Origin of the sequence: Labrenzia sp. THAF187b (assembly GCF_009363375.1) — a bacterium.
GTDB classification, from domain to species: Bacteria; Pseudomonadota; Alphaproteobacteria; order Rhizobiales; family Stappiaceae; genus Roseibium; species Roseibium algicola.
Map to the genome: position 1 here is coordinate 5,757,554 of NZ_CP045344.1, position 18,520 is coordinate 5,776,073.

Here is an 18,520-nt window from a genome sequence, read left to right on the forward strand (position 1 = left end):
CAAACCTTCAAGTATTCAGAGACCGGCCTATCGGCGTGCCATGTTGTCATTGTGCATGTTAATTGCATCGTCAATATCGTTAAAAAAGGTTAAGTTGCCATCTTCTAACACAATTCCAGTCGTGCAGTACTCTTTAAGAGAAGCGTTTGAATGAGATACCATGATGATGTCAGAATTCTGGAGTTTTTCTTCAAAAACCCGTTTGCACTTTTTCTTGAAATTCGAATCGCCGACGGCCGTGATTTCGTCGACCAGATAGTAGTCAAAATCAATCCCCATGCTGACGCCAAAGGCCAGCCGCGCTCTCATGCCGGAGGAATAACTTTTTACCGGCATGTAATAGGATTTCCCAAGTTCGGCAAAATCCTGAACGTAGTCGACCAGTTGTTCCGTGTCGTGCCCATAAATGCGGGCGACGAAGCGAACATTCTGCTCTCCGGTTAGAGATCCATTGAAGCTGCCCTGAAAACCAAGCGGGAATGATACGTTGGCAAGACGGATAATCCTGCCCGAAGTCGGCTTGATCGTACCCGCTATCAGCCTCAGCAATGTGGACTTGCCAGCGCCGTTACGCCCCAGCAGACCAATACTGTTTCCCCTGGGCACCGTAAACGACACATCCCTTGCGATGTAGCGCATCTCTCCCTTGAGCTTGAAGCGTTTGGTCAAGCGGTCCAACCTGATCATTTCGCCTCCCGTAGCTGCGCGTCATAAAGCCATACCAGAAAAAATCCGAAAACAATCGAAAACACGGATAGCCCTACGATGTAAGGCATGTCGACACAAGACGCCCGGTAGGTGGGGTAGAACCCGGTTCGAAAAAGGCCAACAATGTGAACAAGCGGGTTCCACATGAGCCATTCCCTGAAAGGATGCGGAACGGTGTCTGGCAGAAAAAACACTCCGGAAACGATGAATGCCGGCCGGTTAATAATACCCCAGATCTGCTGGTAGGTACTGCTCAAGTGAAACCATACGATGTTCGAAGCCCCTACTCCTGCACCAAGTGCAATTGCAATCAGGGAAGCCTGGAAGATGGGTGCCAGGTTGATACTCTCAAACGGAACCACGAAATAAAGTGCCCCGAAAAGAAGAGCATTTACGACGAAAAGCGTCGCTACCTGTAAAAAAATCCTTCCCAAAATCGTGTCGTAAGGCCGTACGACAGGATAGTTCAGCAGCGCTCTGTTTGCCTCGACTGCAGAACCTACCTGCTCAGAAGTTGAACGATACATGTAGAATGCGATGTAGCCGGTCGCAAAAAACAAGGTGAAGCTTCTTCCCAGTGGCGGGATATGAGCGACTGCTGAAAATACTGTCGTCAGGATGGCGATCGTCAAAACCGGATCCAGAACCGCCCACATGTAACCGCCGAACTTGTTTCCGTAGCGGGTGGTCATTTCGCGAACGACCAACGCAAACGTGATCGCGAATTGGCGTTTCAGGCCCTGGCGCAAAGGTTCTGAGTGCATACTGTCAATCTGCAGTTATTGATCTCTGTTGACGCTTTCTTCGAATGCCAACTGGTTGTCTTGACTAGACCTTTAGACAGTTCATGTCCATCTTCTGACAGACCGTATCATAACGGAATTTCGCGCAGCAACATAGTGTCACGATGCCACAATGATTTCGAAGGCGGGATGAATTGCACGAACTGGAAGTGCGAATGTCTGCAGCCTGAGACCGCGACCATCTCCGATCGCGACCACAGCACCGATGAAACTCATAGTGTGCGGTCTAGTTATATCGACCTTGTGGCAAGGTCCTGAAGACAAGCTCCCGGCATCAACGCCAAAATTCTCTTTCAACAATTCGCCTTTCTCCAAACGACACCCTCAAGCAGATGGTGGAAGCTGCGACGGATGCAGGCTCGAATGCGTCAAAAACAGCCTGTTTCCGCTTGCGTTTTCGTTTGTTCCCGCCTATCCCGCACAGCCATTTCATTTTTGCAGGATCTCCGTATTCGGAGTGCCCTTCGCGCTCCTGCGTCGGTTTCGAATGAGCCACCGCCATTCAATTGCAAAATGGCGTCGGTACAAATCGCTGTGACACAAAAGGACTTTGCCATGAAACAGACCATCGGACTTGATTTCGGCACCTCCAACACGGTCGCGGTTTCGGCGCAGGGTGTGGGGGCGACAGCGCCGATCAGCTTTGTTGATGGCAATGACAGTTTCACATCGCTTCCGACCGTTCTCAGTTTTCTAGACCGGGGGCCGGCCAAGGCGCTGAATGCGGAGGTCGGGCCTTGGGCGATCCGGCAGTTTCTGGAGAGCTTTGGGGATGTGCGGTTCATCCAGTCGCTGAAGACCTTTGCGGCGAGCCGCGTTTTCAAGGGGACCGGAGTTTTCGGGGTCCGGTTCGAGTTTGAAGATCTGATGGCGACGTTTCTGCAGCGGGCTTTCGAGCGGGCCGGCGCTGCGTTTGATCCCGCGGCAACGCGGCTCGTTGTTGGCCGGCCGGTGGAGTTTGCCGGGCATAATCCGGATGAAGAGCTGGCGATGGAGCGGTATCGCAAGGCGTTTCAGAAGGTTGGTTTTGAAGACATCCTCTTTGTTATGGAGCCTGTCGGGGCGGCCTTTTCCTACGCGCAATCGCTGGAACAGGATACGACCATCCTGGTTGCCGACCTTGGCGGCGGCACGACCGACTATTCGATCATGCGTTTCGAGACCGAAGCCGGGCACCTGAAAGCGACGCCACTTGGCCGAGGCGGGGTGGGCATTGCCGGTGACACGTTCGACTATCGCATCATCGACAACGTGGTTCTGCCGAAGCTCGGCAAGGGCACCACCTACCGGAGCATGGGCAAGATCCTGGAGATCCCGCCCAACCTCTTTTCCAACTTCGCCCGCTGGCACATGCTGTCGATTTTCAAGACATCAGACGACTTCAAGGAAATGAAGAAGCTGCTGCGCTACTGCGTGGAACCGGAGAAGATCGAGCTTTTCATCGATCTGGTGGAAGAAGACCAGGGCTACCCGCTTTATAAATCCGTCTCGGAAACCAAGGCCCTGTTGTCCTCTGCAGACGAGGCGGAGCTGACTTTTGCCCCGCTCGGTTCGGACTTCCGGGCAACTGTGAAACGTGCGGACTTCGACGGCTGGATTGCGCCTGACCTGAAGAAGATGGACCTGGCGCTGGATGTCACGCTGGAAAAGGCCGGTTTGAGCGAAGCCGACATCGACCGGGTGTTCATGACCGGCGGCACCTCCTTCGTGCCTGCCGTGCGCCGTCAGTTTGCGGAGCGCTTCGGCCAGGAGCGGATTTCCGGCGGCAACGAGCTGACGTCGGTTGCCAACGGCCTTGCCCTGATCGGGGCACGCACGGACGCGGCCGATTGGGCGCTTGCCGCCTGAGTTCGCCTGCCCGGATCCGGCTGAACGAGCCTGACCGACGGAACTCAAAAGCTCAAACAGCCCTCCCCGTCAGAAACCCGGCGGCACCTGAAGCCACAGTGATACGTCAACGGTGTCTCCGGCTGCGATCTTCTCTTTCTTGCGCACGGCCGACTTGACCGGCAACAGGAACGAGCCCGACGCCTTGTCCGGCCAGATGGTGGTGCTCCATTCGGCCTCGCCGATCCACGCCTTTACCTTGATCATGCCCCAGGCGCTGCCTTTACGGCTTCCTGTGAAAAACCGGATCTGATCGGCGCAGGCCGGCGGTAACGTCACAAAGGTCCAGCCGCCTGGGCCGGCGGACAGCCATAGTTTGCCGGTAAAATCCAGCCGGTCGAGCATGAAGTTGCAGCCTCTGTCCTGCCAGGCCTGTGTCGTCTCGCTTCCGTCTGGCAGGATTGAGCGACGTCAGTCAATCAGATTGATGTCCGCCATCAGGTCTCCTGCCGTCTCCTGAAGTGCGTCGCTCAGGCTTGCAGGGTCCAGTCCACTTGGCAGGCGCAGGTCGGCAGATGCCTTGAACAGGGCCTCTCCCTGCATCGAGCCGGAGACGACTTCCGTTTCCAGATGCTCGATGCTGACACCCTTTTCGGAAAGAACGCGGGTGATATCCCGCAAGATGCCCGGGTGGTCCTGGGAGACGAGATCCAGATGAGCGGATGCGCCTTCCGGCAGCTCGGCACCGGTCTGGTCGGAGCGAAGCGTGATATCGATGCCGTCGGCGGAAAGAGCTTGCAGCTTTTCCACCAGTTCGTCCGCATGCAGCCCCTCGATCGCAATGCGCACGATGCCTGCAAATTCGCCGCCGAGGCGGGCCATGGAGCTTTCGATCCAGTTGCCGCCGGTGCCGGCGATGATTTCCGCCATCCGCTCGACCAGGCCTGGCCGGTCCTTTGCAATGACCGTGAAAACAAGATGAGTTTGCATGATGCCCCGCTTGCGCATTGGAACTCGACCATCCTACTAGACAGCTTCAACGTGCTGAAAACAAGACTGCAAAATCTCATCTCCAGCTGTGGCCGTTGCGGCAGACAACCGTCATAATGGCAAGATTGATCGGGTTTCCCTTCAGGCTTTCTTGCCGATCCACATTCCGTTTCAATTCATACTGAAAATCAGGTTTCCCCATGAAGCAGACAGAACCCCGCCGCGTCGACAAATTCTGGCTCACGCTCATCGAACGACCGGCGGTTTTTCTGGTTCTGGTGCTGATCGGGCTTGGCATGCTGCCTGTTGCCGTGTGGATGGACCTGCGCGCCATTTCAGATGCCTCCCTGCGCTCGCAGGCGGTTGACCTGGACCAGGCCATCGGCAAGATCCGGACCTATTACGCGCAAAACGTGATCGCCCGGGTTCAACAGGCGCCGGGCGACATCACCCCGACACATGAATATCACGAAACGACCGGCGGCATTCCGATCCCCGCCACGCTCTCAATCGAGCTTGGGGAAGTGATCGGTGGCAACGACCATAATCTGCAATACCGGTTCGTGTCGGATCTGCCGTTCATGGAGCGCGGGTCACACAACCTGACGCCTTTCGAGATCAAGGCACTGAACGATTTCAGACAGAGCCGTGATCCTGCAGACCTGGAGATTGCCTACGAAGGATCGATCTTCGACCGAAAGATCCAGATCGCCTCCCCCGTCATGATGGGCGAGGCCTGCGTTTCCTGTCACAACAGCCACCCGGAAAGTCCCAAGACCGACTGGAAGACGGGCGACGTGCGCGGTATTCAGGCAATCACCATCAGCCAACCCATTGCCGCAAACCTCTGGTCGTTCAAATACCTGCTGCTTTATTTCGGCTGTGCAGGGGCGATCGGTGCTGCGGTCACCGCCCTGCAATGGCACCAGGCAACGCGGTTTCACCGGATGAACGTCAATCTGGAGCACGCGAATACGGAAATCGCGCATCTCAACAAGCAGCTGACGTCCGAAAACCTGCGGCTGGGAGCGGAAATTGAAGTCGCAAGGCAGATCCAGATGATGGTGCTACCGACCAAGGATGAGCTTGGCGGCATTCATGAACTGGAAATCGCGGCCTTCATGGAACCGGCAGACGAAGTTGGTGGTGACTATTACGACGTGCTGCAGCTGGACAACAAGGTGAAGATCGGCATTGGCGATGTGACCGGCCATGGCCTGGAAAGCGGTGTTCTGATGCTGATGGTTCAGTCCATCGCCGTCGCCCTGCAGGAACGCGGACCGTCAGATCCGCGCCAGTTCCTGGTTGCACTCAACAGCGCCATCTGTCGCAACCTGAAGCGCACCCGGACCGACAAGCACCTGACGCTGTCCTTCCTGGATTTCGAACCGAACAAGGTAACCTTGTCGGGCCAGCACGAAGAACTGATCATTCTCCGCGACAACGGCCAATGCGACATCGTCGATACGGTCGATCTCGGCTTCCCCATCGGCCTCGATGAAGACATCGAACCGTTTATCGAAACCAGGGAACTGGCTTTCGGTCCCGGAGATCTCATTATTCTCTATACGGATGGCGTGACCGAAGCGGAAAACCCGGACGGTGTGCTGTATGGTCTGGACCGCTTGGTCGCAAGTGCCCGCCGCCACGCTGCACCAAAGGCCGGGCAGGTGCTGGAAGGCATCCTTGCGGACCTCAAGGCCCATATCGACACACAAACGGTGCATGACGACATTACGCTGATGGTGATCCGGCACAAGTAAGCAGGCAGCGTTGGCCGCAGCTTGCTGCCGCACACTGCGAACAAAAAATTTTGGATGCGTGTCACCCCGGATCGACGCAGCGCCTATCCGGGGCGCCTATCCGGGGTAACAGCAATGTTGAGGACCCGACAGTGGCCTCTTCAGACGCCCCTTACCTCGTCATCCGATGGCCTTTCTCAGAACCGGCACGCGTTTGACAACAAGATAGTCCAGCGCCAGCACGCTCAGCAGCGTGATGCCGACAAGCGGAAAGGCCAGGGAGACAGCCAGCATCAGGATCATCGCGCCGCGCCAGTGCGGCAGGTCATCCGGCGTTTTCGGTGCAAAAACCCGAAGCGCGGAACCTTTGGGCCGTCGCAGCCACCACATGACAAGCCCGCTGACGCAAAGAAAAATCACCGACAGGCAGAATAGAGTGTTGAGTACAACGTTCCAGAGCCCCATGTCGCCTTCGTGAAAGGCAATGCCGATGGCCATGCCCTTGGCCGGCAGGGAATAATCCGCAAAACCGACATCCGCCAGGATCCGCCCGGTGTATTGATCGATATGCACCGTGCGGTCCACCATCGGGTTCTCTGAGTCGTTGCTCATGGAATCCTGGTTGATGGTCCAGACACCGGTTTCATTGCCGGGAAGGTTCACCCGGAACCGCCCTTCAAAGCCGAATTTCCGGCCGAACGCGGCAATACTGTCCAGATCAATCGGCGTTCCGGCAGCAATCGCGTCGGTGCCGGCATCAGAGCCGGACATCGGCATGCTGGTCTGTTCCAGCCCCCAGGGAACATCCTTTATCGAGCCATGGTTCATCGAGGCGTGGGTGTCGTCGGACAGAGGCACGTCGGACCATTTTTCGGCTGGAAAGGTGCTCCAGGCCTGAACGAATTTCTCGCCCCAGACACCGGCCCAGGAGAGACCACTGACCAGGAAGACCAGCAGGATGAGAGAAACATAGGCGCCGATCACCTTGTGCAGGCTCTTCCAGAGTGCGCGACCTCTCGCGCGAAGATCCGGCACAAGAACACTTCCACCGCCTGCCCGTGGCCACCACAGGTAAAGACCGGTCACGATCAGCACGATGGCAAGGCCGGCCGCGATTTCGATCAGACGATCACCAAGATCGCCGATCAGCAGCGTACCGTGAATGTCGTTCAGCAAATCATACCAGCCGTCACGCCGGATCCAGCTCTCAACGACCGAGCCCGAATAAGGGTCAACTGCCACCATGTAATTGGTGCCAGCGTCGTTGACGCGGAAGACATTGGCTCCGTCGGCGGTCTTGGCGCCGATCCATTCCACCAGGCTCGCGCCCTGACCGCGCGTTGCCAGCGCAGCGTCGGCCTGCTGCGACAGCGCCACTGGTTCGCCGGCAACTGCAACCTTGATGTATTCCCCATCACGGCCATCAAGAATGGAAATATACATCATCGAAAGGCCAGTGACGGCCAGCATGATCAGAAACGGCACAACATAAAGACCGGCGTAAAAGTGCCAACGCCAGGCAGCCAGGTAAAATCGGCTGGGGGTAGACGCATTTACAGCGTCCGAAGAGATGTTGCTCATGGGATCTCCACACCCGAGTGCGTCCGTTCGGCAAAAGCCGGACAGACCTCGGGTTCAAAACGAATTCAGAAAAGGTTCGGAAAGATCACGCGTTGAGCGGCGGTGCGCGGGCAAAGTTCCGACCGCGCGGAGTGCTGGAAGCCCAGACCTTTGCAGGTAGAGAAACCGGTTGGCGAGAGATCTCTTCCTGCACGAAAAGGAAAGGCACCCTGTCGGGCGCAGCAAACGCACCGACGCCGGCAAAGACGCAATGGCGGGAGGCCTTTTCCGCAGGGCTTTCCTCGTCGGAACCAGGCGGTATTTCTGCACCGTTCGCATCCAGCGTAACAGTGCGAAGGCCCTCGGTGGTACACAGCGTGACGGTAAAACCACCATCCGCGCGCACGTCCGGCATGTACCCCTTGGGCACAAGCGCTGTGACCAGAAACGGCAGCAGAAGCAGTAGCCTGGCTGCCGCCATAAGGTCTGGATGTTTTCGCCGGAAGTTTTCCACGCCCCACTTACCCCGAATCGAGACTGGTTGATCACTAATCCAAAGGGATGACAAAGACAAACCGGTTCTTTTCAGGGAGCCGCAAGACGCAACGATTGCCGGTTTCAGGCCATGGCTGCCTCGTGCCAATGGATGTCGCTTTCATGCTTGATCCGCTATGGCCACTCCCCTAAGGTGCGCCCACCTGACGGCGTCCCGTGGAGGGACTGAAAGCCATTCCGGATGAGGTTGACCCAAGCAGGGGACCAAGGCCGGAGCTGTCCAAGGCATCTGCAGATCAACCGGCTCCGCCGGCTTTTGCGCGTGTTTGCTTTCATTCTTCCCGACGCCTGTTGCCACGCTGCCGATCCGGCACCAGCCACTGGGGAGAGACATGATCAGACGGACCATCCTTGCAGGCCTTGCCGCCGCGCTGCCTACCTCCGCCTTCGCCCATGGGGGCCATCTTGGCGAACTCGCCGGTCATTCCCACTGGGTCGGTGTCGCAGCCCTTGCCGGTGCCGCGCTCGTCGCCGGCATCATCGCCCTCAAAGACAAGAAGCAGAAAAAAGCCGAAGACGCGCCTGAAGCCCGTCCGGAAGACGACGAGACTGCCGGAGAAGCTGCTCAATGAGCGAAAAACTCGGACTGATGATCTGCGGCCATGGCAGCCGCAACAAGGGTGCCGTAAAGCAATTTGCACAGCTGGCGGAAGGCCTGACGGCCCGCTTCCCCGATTGGCCGGTGGAATACGGATATCTGGAATTCGCCAACCCGGTCATTCATGACGGATTGAACAAGCTGCGCGAGGCCGGCTGTACCCGCGTTCTGGCTGTGCCGGGCATGCTGTTTGCCGCCGGTCACGCAAAGAACGACATTCCCTCGGTCCTGAACACCTATCAGGCCATGCATCCGGAGATGACGATCTCCTATGGCCGCGAACTGGCCGTCGACACGCGCATGGTGAAAGCCGCCGCTGCCCGTGTTCAGGAAGCGATCGACGCTGCCGACAGCGACGTGCCGCTGCACGAGACCCTGCTGATGGTGGTCGGGCGCGGCGCTTCCGATCCGGACGCGAACTCCAACGTCTCCAAGATTACGCGCATGCTTTGGGAAGGCTTCGGTTTCGGCTGGGCGGAAACCTGCTACTCCGGCGTCACCTTCCCTCTGGTCGGCCCCGGCCTCGAACATGCGGCAAGGCTTGGCTACAAGCGCGTCATCGTGTTCCCCTATTTCCTGTTCACCGGCGTACTGGTGCAGCGGATCTATTCGACCACGGACGAAGTTGCCGCCAAACATCCGGAAATCGAATTCCTGAAAGCCGGTTATCTGAACGACCACCCGCAGGTGATCGACACGATGGCCGATCGGGTGCAGGAGATCCTGCAGGGCGCCAATCTGATGAACTGCCAGATGTGCAAGTATCGCGAACAGGTCCTTGGCTTCGAAGCCGAAGTGGGTCTGGCCCAGGAAAGCCACCACCATCACGTGGAAGGCCTCGGCGCGGAAGCAGAATGCAAGCTGTGTGACGAGATCTGCACCGGGGCCTGCGAAAAGCAGGTGCAAGCGGGTGGTCATCATCACCACGACAATGGTCATCATCATCACGATCACTCCCATGACCATGGGCATGACCACGCGCATCATCACGGCCATTCTCATGATCATGCGCACGAGCATGGGCATAGCCATGCGCACGGGCACGGGCACGGGCATGATCACGATCACCACCACCACCCCTACCCGCACGCAGACCATCCGCACGGCCCCCGGTCGTTGAACCGCGGAGACTGAGGCTGCCGTGAGCACCGAAACCATGTCGTCCTACGACTATGAAAAGGACCCGGCGGCGATTTACCGCCAGTCCTTTTCAATCGTGCGGTCGGAAGCAGAACTGTCTCATCTACCCGACGGGCTGAAACCGGTCGCGGTGCGTCTGATCCACGCCTGCGGCATGACAGACATTCCGCAGGATCTTGCCTGGTCGGAGGATATCCTGTCTGCCGCGCAGGATGCCTTCGCGCGGGCCGCACCCGTCTTTTGCGATGTGGAAATGGTGGTGCATGGCGTCATTCGCTCACGTCTTCCGGCTGACTGCGACGTGGTTTGCACCTTGAATGACCCCGCGATTCCGGCCCTTGCCAAAGAGCTCGGCACGACCCGCTCGGCGGCCGCGGTCGAGCTCTGGCGCGACACGCTGGACGGCGCTGTCGTTGCCGTTGGCAATGCGCCGACGGCCCTCTTCCATCTGCTTGAAATGATTGCCGCCGGCGGACCGAAACCGGCGCTGGTTCTGGGCTTCCCGGTCGGGTTCGTGGGCGCGGCGGAATCCAAGGAAGCTCTGATCTCCAATCCGTTCAAGGTTCCCTTCCTGGCTGTTCGCGGCCGCAGGGGCGGATCGGCCATGGCTGCCGCCGCAGTCAACGCTCTTGCCGCCGGCCTGCCGGAGGAAACGTAAGATGGCCGGAGATCCGCCGAAAGACGACGAAAAACCAATCGGATTGAAATCCGTCGGCAGCAAAAAGCCTTTGCGGTCACGCGGGTTCCTGTCCCAGCCGGGTGGTTCGGTCAAGACGCCTGCGGACGGCAGTGGTGACCAGCCGGTCCATCACCGTTCACGGGGTGCCCGGCAGATATCGCCAAGCAGTAGCGGCACGCCACGGGACCTGTCGGTAAAACCGGTGATCAAACCCTATCGTCTGGAGGATAAATGACTTCCTCGACAGACAAACGCCCCTGGTTGACGCTGGTTGGCCTGGGCGAGGACGGTGTTCTGGCTCCGGGTGGCGCAGAAGCCCTGGCAGGTGCAGACATTGTTTATGGCGGCACCCGACACCTGGAGCTGACGGGCGGGATCACTGCCGAGAAGCGGACATGGCCCAGCCCGTTTGCAACCGTCTTCGAAGATCTGGCAGCGCTCAGGCAGAAGCGCGTCGCGGTGTTGGCGACAGGCGATCCCATGTGGTTCGGCATCGGCTCATCCTTGCTGAAACATTTCCCTGCGCACGAGCTGATGGTGCTGCCCTCGCCGTCCGCCTTCCAACTGGCTGCCGCACGAATGGGATGGGCCTTGCAGGAAACCGACTGCCTGTCGGTTCATGGTCGACCAGTCGATCTGTTGCGGGCATCGCTTTACCCGGGCGCCCGGATCCTGTGTCTAACCAGCAATGCGGAAACTCCCCGCCAGGTGGCTGACCTCCTGGCCGACGAAGGTTATGGGCGCAGCCGGATGACGGTTCTGGAGCATCTCGGCGGCACCAGGGAACGGTGCGTCGCAGGTACCGCGGAAGACTGGTCGGCCGAGGTCGCCGATTTTCACACACTTGCTCTGGAAGTGATTGCCGACCCCGGTGTGCGGTTCCGTGCGCGGACACCCGGCCTTGCCGACGATGCCTTTCGCCACGACGGCAAGATGACCAAGCAGGACATCCGCGCCATCACCCTGGCGGAGTTGAAGCCTCACCCAGGCGCACTGTTGTGGGATGTGGGTGCAGGCTGCGGTTCGATTGCCATCGAATGGTTGCGGGCAGCCGACCGAACCCGGGCCATCGGGCTGGAACCGCATGTGGAACGACGGCAAATGGCGGCTGAAAACGCTGTCGCGCTAGGCGTCCCACATCTGGAACTGTTGGACGCGACCGCTCCGGAAGGCCTCCACGATCTGCCACAGCCGGACGCGGTTTTCATTGGCGGCGGCCTGACAGCCGACGGTGTGATCGAGGCCTGTCTTGCAGCGCTAGGCCCCGGGGGACGGCTTGTCGCCAATGCAGTGACCCTGGAGAGCGAGGCCATACTTCTCTCCGCCTATCAGTCTCATGGAGGCACTTTGAAGAAAGTTTCCGTTCACCGGGCAAGCGCTGTCGGCGGCTTGACCGGATGGCGTCCCTTAATGCCCGTGACGCAGTGGAGCCTGACGAAATCATGACAGGCACACTCTATGGCATAGGTCTTGGCCCGGGCGATCCGGAGCTGATGACCCTGAAGGCGCACCGGCTGATCGCAAGCGCACGGGTAATTGCCTACCCCGCTCCCGATTCCGGCGAAAGCTTTGCCCGGTCAATCGCTGCCGATGTGATCCCGGATGGGGTGCGGGAAATCCCGATTGTCGTGCCGATGCGGGTCGACAGGTTCCCGGCACAGGAGATCTACGACAAGGCCGCCGAAGAGATAGCCGCCGTTTTGGCTAACGGTGAGGATGTCGTGACCTTGTGTGAAGGAGATCCGTTCTTCTTCGGTTCTTTCATGTATCTGTTCGAGCGCCTTTCCGACCGTTTCACGATAGAAATCGTGCCCGGGGTCACCTCGCTGACAGCCTGCGCCGCTCAGTTGAGACGACCGCTGACGGCACGAAACGATGTACTTACCGTCATTCCAGGCCCGCTTCCGGACGCGGACATCCGCCGCAAGATCGAAGAAGCCCAGGCGGTTGCCATCATGAAGGTCGGTCGTCACCTGACACGGCTGAAGACCTTGCTTTCCGACATGGGGCTGCTGGAAAAGGCCGGTTACGTGGAACGTGCCAGCCTGCCGGAGCAGAAGGTTCATCGGCTCATCGACCTTGAGACCGACACCGCCCCCTATTTTTCCATGATCCTCATCTACAAGGGAGAAGAAGCGTGGACGCTTCCCCCATCCTACTCGTCCTGAACCAGGCCGGCCTCGCCGCCGCCGAAGTGATCGCCAGACGGTTTTCGACTGCCCGCATACACGGGCTTGCCGGCCGTGTGCCGACAGCGGACACCCAGTTCAACGAAACGATCGACCATATCCGCCTGTTGTTTCAGGCCGGTCATCCGATCGTCGGTTTCTGCGCCAGCGGCATTCTGATCCGTGCGCTTGCACCGGTCCTGTCCGACAAGACAAGCGAACCGCCGGTGATCGCCGTGTCGGAAGACGGCAAGAGTGTCGTTCCGCTGCTTGGTGGTCATCGCGGCGCCAACGAGCTGGCCAAGCTTCTGGCCAGCGCTCTCGGTGGGCATGCGGCGATCACGACGGCTGGGGACACCAAGCTTGGTGTTGCGCTCGATGCCCCGCCCCGCGGCTGGCGTCTCGCCAATCCGGAAGATGCAAAACCGGTGATGGCCGAGCTGCTGTCCGGAGCACCTGTTCGCCTGGAAGGCCGCGCCGATTGGCTGAAAGAGGCAAAGCTGCAGCAAGCAGACGATGCCGCCATCACGCTTTCGGCAACCGAACATCCGGAAGAAGCAGGCCCGACGCGTCTGGTCTACCACCCGCAGCGCTATGCTGTTGGCGTTGGCTGCGCGCGCGGTTGTGATGCGGCCGAACTGATCGAACTGGTCGAGACCGAACTGGCGGGAGCCAACATTGCCAAGGGCGCTGTTGCCTGCATCGCGACCATCGACCTCAAGGCAGATGAAGCCGCTGTCAATGCTCTCGCTGCGCATCTGGATGTGCCGCTTCGGGTCTTTTCCGCAGAAGACCTGCAGCGCGAGACCCCGCGCCTGAAAAACCCGTCGCCCGTCGTCTTCAAGGAAGTCGGCTGTTACGGAGTGTCTGAAGGGGCTGCCCTGGCCGCGTCCGGCGCCTTTGGAACGCTGAAGGTCGAAAAGCAGAAAACCGACAACGCAACTTGCGCCATTGCACGGTCTCCGAAGTGGATTGACACCGACACGGTCGGCCGGGCTCGCGGGCATCTGTCCGTTATCGGTATCGGTCCGGGCAAGGACGACTGGCGCACACCGGAGGCCACCAAGCTTCTGGCGGAAGCAACCGACGTTGTCGGCTACTCGCTTTATCTCGACATTGTCGACCAGCACATTACCGGCAAGACCCACCACAACTTCCCGCTTGGCGCGGAAGAGGACCGCGTCCGCTTTGCGCTGGAAGAAGCCGGCAAGGGCAAGAATGTCGCGCTGATTTCCTCAGGTGATGCCGGCATCTACGCCATGGGTTCGCTGGTCTATGAACTGTTGCACCGAAACGAGGAGTATGGCGGCGTGTCGGATGCCGCCAAGCGGGTCAGCGTCACAAACGCGCCGGGCATTTCCGCCCTTCAGGCCTGCTCGGCTCGTATCGGCGCACCGCTTGGCCATGATTTCTGCGCGATCTCGCTGTCCGATCTCCTCACCCCGTGGGAGGTGATCGAAAGGCGCCTGAGGGCAGCAGCCGAGGGCGACTTCGTGATTGCCTTCTACAACCCGGTGTCCAAACGCCGCCGTACGCAGCTTGCAGCCGCAAAGGATATCCTGCTGGAGCACCGCTCGGCAGCGACACCGGTCATTCTCGGCGTCAATCTTGGCCGGCCGGAGGAAACCATCCGCGTCACCAGTCTGCATGCGCTCAGCGTCGACGATGTCGACATGCTGACCACCGTGCTGGTCGGTTCGACCAACACCCGCACCGTCATGCGCGGTGACGGGAAACCTTTCGTCTATACACCGCGCGGTTATGCCAAGCGGATCGACGCACCAAAGCCGGTGGAAGCAGCACCAGTTGCCACTGAAGCCGCGCCTTCGTCCCTGATGGAAGACGTAGCGACCGACATTTCCGACATTCTCGAAACGGATGACAAATCATGACCGTTCATTTCATTGGCGCCGGACCTGGCGATCCCGATCTCATCACCGTTCGCGGCCTGAAGCTCATCCAATCCTGCCCGGTCTGCCTTTTCGCGGGCTCGCTGGTACCTGAACAGATCGTTGCCGCCGCACCGGAAGGTGCACGCGTCATAGACACGGCCCCGATGACCCTTGACGAGATCATCGACGAGATCAAGGCTGCCCATGAAAAGGGCCAGAACGTTGCCCGGGTTCATTCCGGCGACCCTTCCATTTACGGTGCAACGGCGGAGCAGATGCGCCGTCTGGACTCACTCGGCATCGATTATGATGTAACCCCGGGCGTGCCGGCCTTCGCGGCCGCGGCCGCTGCACTCAAGACCGAGCTGACCATCCCGGAAGTTGCCCAGACCATCATTGTCACCCGCACGGCAATGAAATCCTCGGCGATGCCGAACAACGAGGACCTGGACACGCTCGGCAAGAGCGGGGCGACCCTGGCAATCCACCTGTCGATCAGGAACCTGCGGGAAGTCGAACGCCAGTTGACGCCGCATTACGGTGCCGATTGCCCGGTGATCGTCGCCTACCGCGTCGGTTGGCCGGATGAGGCCTTCATTCACAGCACATTGTCGACCATTGCCGCAGAGGTGCGTGCCTCCAAGATCACCCGCACCGCGCTGATCTTCGTCGGCCATGCCTTGAAGCCTGCAGCCGACTTCCGCGACAGCGCCCTTTACGACGCCGACCACGTGCATGTGCTGCGCCCGAAGAAGAAGGCGAAAGCCTGAGGATCCGGTGGAACTAAACCACTTCGCGGCCTTCCACTGTCTGTCATCATCGACATGCGGGAGGTCGCGAAACGCTTCGCAGGTTAATCGAGCGAAGATTTGCCTGTCCGAGAGCGCTCATTTGCATACCGCTCCCGCCCTCGCCTAATCTCAACAGGATTAAGACCGGCCAGGAGCAGCCCCATGACAGATGAAAACCCACTTCTGAAACAGGCGATTTCTCTCAGCGGTGATCCCGATGCCATTCGCAAGTTCTACGCGGACTGGGCGGAGACCTACGATGCCGACCTGCTTCAGACCATAGGGTATGTCGGTCCCAGGATTGCAGCGGAAGCACTGGTCAAACGCCTGCCCAAAACGGCGCTGGTTCTGGACGCAGGCTGTGGGACCGGCCTCGTCGGAAGCGAGCTGATCAGTCGCAATTCAGCCCTGACCATTGACGGCATAGACCTGACACCGGCGATGCTGGAGCATTCGCGCAGCCGTGGGATTTACCGCAATCTGTCCCAGGCCGACATGATGGCCACGCTCTCAGGCATTGACGACAACATTTATGACGGCATCGTCAGCGCGGGCGTCTTCACGAATGGCCATGTGGGTCCGGAAGGGATCGACGAACTGCTGCGCATCGCCAAACCGGGTGCTCCCATCGTCCTGACAGTACGCGATAGCGCCTGGGAGGCCGACGGCTTCAAGGCCAAGGTCGAGAAGCTGGAACAGGACGGCAAGACAAGGACGCTGGAGATCACCCATTGTCCCTATCACACCAGGGAAGACGTCTATTGCGAGCTGGTCGTGCTTGAGGTGGTTTAGGCGCGAGCGATGACATGGGCAAAGGAGCCCATGACCGATCCGGCGCACAGCCCCATCTGCGCCAGTTCGTTGCCTTCGGCATCTTCCGCTGAAAACAGCCGCTCCACCCCGCCTTCCGACATTATGGAGGCATAGTGGAACTCATGGGCGAATAGCGGCATTTGCCAGGGCAGGCCACGGAGTGGCATGACTTTTCGGTACCCGAGGTGACGCTTGCGGGTCTGAAACGAGGTTTCCAGCGGCAGAAGCCCTAGCATTTCGTGGCGCGTGCCATCGGCATCGATCATGCCGTTGCCGAGTGTCATGTAGCCACCACACTCGCCATAGATCAGCTTTCCTGTAGCTGCCGCCCGCAAGACCCCAGCCTTGAACCTGTCTGCCGCAGCCAGCTTTCCGGCATGTAGCTCCGGATAACCGCCGGGGAGAAAAATTGCATCGGCATCCGGAGCCGGTGCTTCATCCGCAAGTGGCGAGAAGAACTCGAGCCTCGCGCCCTGCCTTCGCCAGAACTCCAGCAGATGCGGATAGGAAAAGGCAAAGGCAACGTCCCGGGCAATGGCAATGCACTGGCCAAGCGGTGCAGGCAGGCTTTCCCTGTTATCACCGGCAGGGCTCAGTGGTGCCGCCAATGCTTCCAGGCGGTTCAGGTCTATATTCCGGGCACACAGGTCGCTCGCCTTTTCCAGGAAGGCTTCCAGATCCGGATGCTCCCCCGCCTGGACAAGCCCCAGGTGGCGTTCGGGAAGGCCTAGTTCCTGAGCCCGCGGCAAGATACCCAGAACATCCACGGCGACCGGTGCCAGCGCTGCGCGTAACATGGCTTCGTGGCGCGGGCTGCCAACCTTGTTGAGAATAACGCCTGCGAGATTGATATCCGGCCGGAAGCTTTGAAACCCATGAACAAGCGCTGCAACCGACTGGGCCTGTTTGCCGCAATCGACGACGAGGATCACGGGTAGATGCAACGTTGCCGCCAGATCGGCAGCCGAGCCCTTGCCGCTGGCAGCTCCGTCGAAAAGCCCCATGGCGCCTTCGACCACGAGAACGTCATGACTGTCGGCCTGACGGTGGGCAAGCATCTGCAGTGTCGCCGGGTCCATAGCCCAGGCGTCCAGGTTGATGCAGGGCATCCCGCTGGCAGCTTCGTGGAATTTCGGATCGATGTAATCCGGGCCGGATTTGGCCGAAACGACCGAACGTCCGGCGGATTTCAGCGCCCGCAGCAAGGCAAGCGTCAGTGTGGTCTTGCCAGCACCCGACGATGGCGCCGCGATCAGAACACCCCTAGCGCCCGCCTTGGCAGTGTCAGCCGGCATCGGCAGAACGGGAGGATATGCGCAGGTCTAGCGGGTCACTGTCCAGCACCTTGCCCGACAGGGCGCCGAGCCAGTCGAGCCCCTTGCGCAGACGGACAACCTCACCGACACAAACAACTGCCGGTGGTTCGATCCCGGCAGCCTTCGCCTCTTCAGCGCAGCGGCCCAGCGTGGTTTCCAGTACGTCCTGGCCCGCAAGGGACGCATTGCATACGATACCCACAGGTTCATCCACAGATCGTCCACCGGCAATCAGTTTGCCGGCTATGACGTCCAGGTGCTTCATCGCCATATACATGACAATGACAGGCGAACCCTTGGCGATACCATCCCAGTTGATCGCGTCCGGGGTGAGGCCCGTTTGGTCATGACCTGTCAGGAAGGTGACTGCCTGATTGCAGTCCCGGTGGGTTGCGGGAATTCCCGCATAGGCCAGACCGCCGATACCGGCGGTGATGCCGGGAATAATACGGAACGGCACCCCGGCCTCGACAAGACCGAGCGCTTCCTCGCCACCGCGGCCGAAGACGAAAGGATCGCCGCCCTTCAGGCGAAGCACCCTTTTGCCTTCGCGGGCGTAATCGATCAGCTTCAAGGTGATGTCGCGCTGTTTCGGGCTCGGTTTGCCGCCGCGCTTGCCCGCGTAGTCAGTCACGGCTCCCGGTTTGACCCAGGCAAGAATGCTCTGATCGACAAGGGCATCAAACACGACAACATCGGCCTGGCGCAGACCATTGAGCGCATGCAGCGTCAACAGGCCGGGGTCGCCCGGACCTGCACCGGCAAGCCAAACCCAGCCGGGTTCGAACACGGGTAACCCACCTGGCAGGTCTCCCGGCAAGCCTTCATGCGGTCTGTTGTTGTCGTCTTCTCCAGTCATGGTTCCTGTTTACCCGTGTGACCCGGTAACGCCAAGCGCTTCGGCGATCAAAAACGATGCGAAAACGACATTTCATCGC

Annotated in this window: 18 protein-coding genes and 2 pseudogenes; 12 read left to right on the forward strand and 8 right to left on the reverse strand. The window is 59.5% G+C overall.

The features are described from left to right. Positions 1-27 precede the first annotated feature (27 nt). Together FIV03_RS26425 and FIV03_RS26430 are read right to left on the reverse strand one after the other, a co-directional pair. A complete protein-coding gene (locus tag FIV03_RS26425) occupies positions 28-687 on the reverse strand; it encodes an ABC transporter ATP-binding protein (protein ID WP_152511558.1) in 660 nt (219 codons plus the stop codon). Beyond that, on the reverse strand, positions 684-1,472 hold the full coding sequence (locus FIV03_RS26430; RefSeq protein ID WP_152511559.1) for an ABC transporter permease: 789 nt from the start codon (positions 1,470-1,472) through the stop codon (positions 684-686). The genes FIV03_RS26425 and FIV03_RS26430 overlap by 4 nt, the downstream gene beginning before the upstream one ends. A gap of 594 nt (positions 1,473-2,066) precedes the next feature. On the opposite strand from FIV03_RS26430, the gene FIV03_RS26435 reads away from it, so the two are divergent. Further along, the gene (locus FIV03_RS26435; protein ID WP_152511560.1) at positions 2,067-3,359 is read left to right on the forward strand and encodes an Hsp70 family protein; all 1,293 of its coding nucleotides are present in this window, start codon (positions 2,067-2,069) and stop codon (positions 3,357-3,359) included. 69 nt (positions 3,360-3,428) lie between these two features. Here the strand turns inward: FIV03_RS26435 and FIV03_RS26440 are convergent, their stop codons facing one another. Both FIV03_RS26440 and FIV03_RS26445 read right to left on the reverse strand, forming a co-directional pair. Continuing rightward, positions 3,429-3,743, reverse strand: a complete 315-nt coding sequence (locus tag FIV03_RS26440) for a DUF1905 domain-containing protein (protein ID WP_152511561.1) — start codon at positions 3,741-3,743, stop codon at positions 3,429-3,431. Positions 3,744-3,809: 66 nt separating this feature from the next. After that, positions 3,810-4,328, reverse strand: coding sequence for an ACT domain-containing protein (locus FIV03_RS26445; protein ID WP_173013954.1), 519 nt, complete (start codon positions 4,326-4,328; stop codon positions 3,810-3,812). Positions 4,329-4,645: 317 nt separating this feature from the next. Between FIV03_RS26445 and FIV03_RS31945 the strand changes: the two are divergent. After that, positions 4,646-5,095 (forward strand): annotated as a pseudogene (locus FIV03_RS31945) (DUF3365 domain-containing protein); the annotation flags it as partial. 192 nt (positions 5,096-5,287) lie between these two features. Beyond that, positions 5,288-6,091 (forward strand): annotated as a pseudogene (locus FIV03_RS26450) (PP2C family protein-serine/threonine phosphatase); the annotation flags it as partial. A 159-nt stretch (positions 6,092-6,250) separates the two neighbouring features. On the opposite strand, the gene FIV03_RS26455 reads toward FIV03_RS26450, so the two are convergent. After that, positions 6,251-7,651 (reverse strand): PepSY domain-containing protein, encoded by a 1,401-nt coding sequence (locus tag FIV03_RS26455; RefSeq protein ID WP_152511564.1) that lies wholly within the window; start codon positions 7,649-7,651, stop codon positions 6,251-6,253. Between the two features lie 85 nt (positions 7,652-7,736). Then, entirely contained in the window at positions 7,737-8,111 is a 375-nt protein-coding gene (locus tag FIV03_RS26460; protein WP_152511565.1) for a DUF2946 family protein, read from the reverse strand. A 406-nt stretch (positions 8,112-8,517) separates the two neighbouring features. Between FIV03_RS26460 and FIV03_RS26465 the strand changes: the two genes are divergently transcribed. From FIV03_RS26465 to FIV03_RS26505, 9 genes are all read left to right on the forward strand, one after another. Then, positions 8,518-8,757, forward strand: a complete 240-nt coding sequence (locus tag FIV03_RS26465; protein ID WP_031269597.1) for a DUF6732 family protein — start codon at positions 8,518-8,520, stop codon at positions 8,755-8,757. After that, positions 8,754-9,917: a sirohydrochlorin chelatase gene (locus FIV03_RS26470; RefSeq protein ID WP_152511566.1), complete on the forward strand. Its 1,164-nt coding sequence runs from the start codon at positions 8,754-8,756 to the stop codon at positions 9,915-9,917. The genes FIV03_RS26465 and FIV03_RS26470 overlap by 4 nt, the downstream gene beginning before the upstream one ends. A gap of 22 nt (positions 9,918-9,939) precedes the next feature. Further along, positions 9,940-10,581 carry a precorrin-8X methylmutase gene (locus FIV03_RS26475; protein WP_152512089.1) on the forward strand — a complete coding sequence of 214 codons (642 nt, stop codon included), beginning with the start codon at positions 9,940-9,942 and terminating at the stop codon, positions 10,579-10,581. A 1-nt stretch (position 10,582) separates the two neighbouring features. Then, a complete protein-coding gene (locus tag FIV03_RS26480; protein WP_152511567.1) occupies positions 10,583-10,837 on the forward strand; it encodes a hypothetical protein in 255 nt (84 codons plus the stop codon). Next, positions 10,834-12,048 carry a precorrin-6y C5,15-methyltransferase (decarboxylating) subunit CbiE gene (cbiE, locus tag FIV03_RS26485; protein ID WP_152511568.1) on the forward strand — a complete coding sequence of 405 codons (1,215 nt, stop codon included), beginning with the start codon at positions 10,834-10,836 and terminating at the stop codon, positions 12,046-12,048. The genes FIV03_RS26480 and cbiE overlap by 4 nt, the downstream gene beginning before the upstream one ends. Beyond that, complete coding sequence (gene cobI / locus FIV03_RS26490) at positions 12,045-12,770, forward strand: precorrin-2 C(20)-methyltransferase (RefSeq protein ID WP_173013955.1); 726 nt, start codon at positions 12,045-12,047, stop codon at positions 12,768-12,770. Before cbiE ends, cobI begins: the two co-directional genes overlap by 4 nt. Then, positions 12,740-14,662 carry a precorrin-3B C(17)-methyltransferase gene (gene cobJ / locus FIV03_RS26495; RefSeq protein WP_152511569.1) on the forward strand — a complete coding sequence of 641 codons (1,923 nt, stop codon included), beginning with the start codon at positions 12,740-12,742 and terminating at the stop codon, positions 14,660-14,662. The genes cobI and cobJ overlap by 31 nt, the downstream gene beginning before the upstream one ends. Next, positions 14,659-15,432, forward strand: a complete 774-nt coding sequence (cobM, locus tag FIV03_RS26500) for a precorrin-4 C(11)-methyltransferase (RefSeq protein ID WP_152511570.1) — start codon at positions 14,659-14,661, stop codon at positions 15,430-15,432. Before cobJ ends, cobM begins: the two co-directional genes overlap by 4 nt. 183 nt (positions 15,433-15,615) lie before the next feature. Continuing rightward, on the forward strand, positions 15,616-16,245 hold the full coding sequence (locus FIV03_RS26505) for a class I SAM-dependent methyltransferase (protein WP_152511571.1): 630 nt from the start codon (positions 15,616-15,618) through the stop codon (positions 16,243-16,245). On the opposite strand, the gene FIV03_RS26510 is transcribed toward FIV03_RS26505, so the two are convergent. Together FIV03_RS26510 and cobA are read right to left on the reverse strand one after the other, a co-directional pair. Continuing rightward, a complete protein-coding gene (locus FIV03_RS26510; RefSeq protein WP_152511572.1) occupies positions 16,242-17,561 on the reverse strand; it encodes a cobyrinate a,c-diamide synthase in 1,320 nt (439 codons plus the stop codon). The two genes, FIV03_RS26505 and FIV03_RS26510, sit on opposite strands and share 4 nt — an antisense overlap. Continuing rightward, positions 17,551-18,441: a uroporphyrinogen-III C-methyltransferase gene (gene cobA / locus FIV03_RS26515; protein WP_209009798.1), complete on the reverse strand. Its 891-nt coding sequence runs from the start codon at positions 18,439-18,441 to the stop codon at positions 17,551-17,553. Before cobA ends, FIV03_RS26510 begins: the two co-directional genes overlap by 11 nt. Between the last annotated feature and the right edge of the window lie 79 nt (positions 18,442-18,520).

Bases quoted from the DNA above. Each gene is read 5' to 3' on its own strand.
- FIV03_RS26425 (WP_152511558.1), bottom strand. From the start codon at position 687: ATGATCAGGTTGGACCGCTTGACCAAACGCTTCAAGCTCAAGGGAGAG.
- FIV03_RS26430 (WP_152511559.1), bottom strand. From the start codon at position 1,472: ATGCACTCAGAACCTTTGCGCCAGGGCCTGAAACGCCAATTCGCGATC.
- FIV03_RS26435 (WP_152511560.1), top strand. From the start codon at position 2,067: ATGAAACAGACCATCGGACTTGATTTCGGCACCTCCAACACGGTCGCG.
- FIV03_RS26440 (WP_152511561.1), bottom strand. From the start codon at position 3,743: ATGCTCGACCGGCTGGATTTTACCGGCAAACTATGGCTGTCCGCCGGC.
- FIV03_RS26445 (WP_173013954.1), bottom strand. From the start codon at position 4,328: ATGCAAACTCATCTTGTTTTCACGGTCATTGCAAAGGACCGGCCAGGC.
- FIV03_RS26455 (WP_152511564.1), bottom strand. From the start codon at position 7,651: ATGAGCAACATCTCTTCGGACGCTGTAAATGCGTCTACCCCCAGCCGA.
- FIV03_RS26460 (WP_152511565.1), bottom strand. From the start codon at position 8,111: ATGGCGGCAGCCAGGCTACTGCTTCTGCTGCCGTTTCTGGTCACAGCG.
- FIV03_RS26465 (WP_031269597.1), top strand. From the start codon at position 8,518: ATGATCAGACGGACCATCCTTGCAGGCCTTGCCGCCGCGCTGCCTACC.
- FIV03_RS26470 (WP_152511566.1), top strand. From the start codon at position 8,754: ATGAGCGAAAAACTCGGACTGATGATCTGCGGCCATGGCAGCCGCAAC.
- FIV03_RS26475 (WP_152512089.1), top strand. From the start codon at position 9,940: ATGTCGTCCTACGACTATGAAAAGGACCCGGCGGCGATTTACCGCCAG.
- FIV03_RS26480 (WP_152511567.1), top strand. From the start codon at position 10,583: ATGGCCGGAGATCCGCCGAAAGACGACGAAAAACCAATCGGATTGAAA.
- cbiE (WP_152511568.1), top strand. From the start codon at position 10,834: ATGACTTCCTCGACAGACAAACGCCCCTGGTTGACGCTGGTTGGCCTG.
- cobI (WP_173013955.1), top strand. From the start codon at position 12,045: ATGACAGGCACACTCTATGGCATAGGTCTTGGCCCGGGCGATCCGGAG.
- cobM (WP_152511570.1), top strand. From the start codon at position 14,659: ATGACCGTTCATTTCATTGGCGCCGGACCTGGCGATCCCGATCTCATC.
- FIV03_RS26505 (WP_152511571.1), top strand. From the start codon at position 15,616: ATGACAGATGAAAACCCACTTCTGAAACAGGCGATTTCTCTCAGCGGT.
- FIV03_RS26510 (WP_152511572.1), bottom strand. From the start codon at position 17,561: ATGCCGGCTGACACTGCCAAGGCGGGCGCTAGGGGTGTTCTGATCGCG.
- cobA (WP_209009798.1), bottom strand. From the start codon at position 18,441: ATGACTGGAGAAGACGACAACAACAGACCGCATGAAGGCTTGCCGGGA.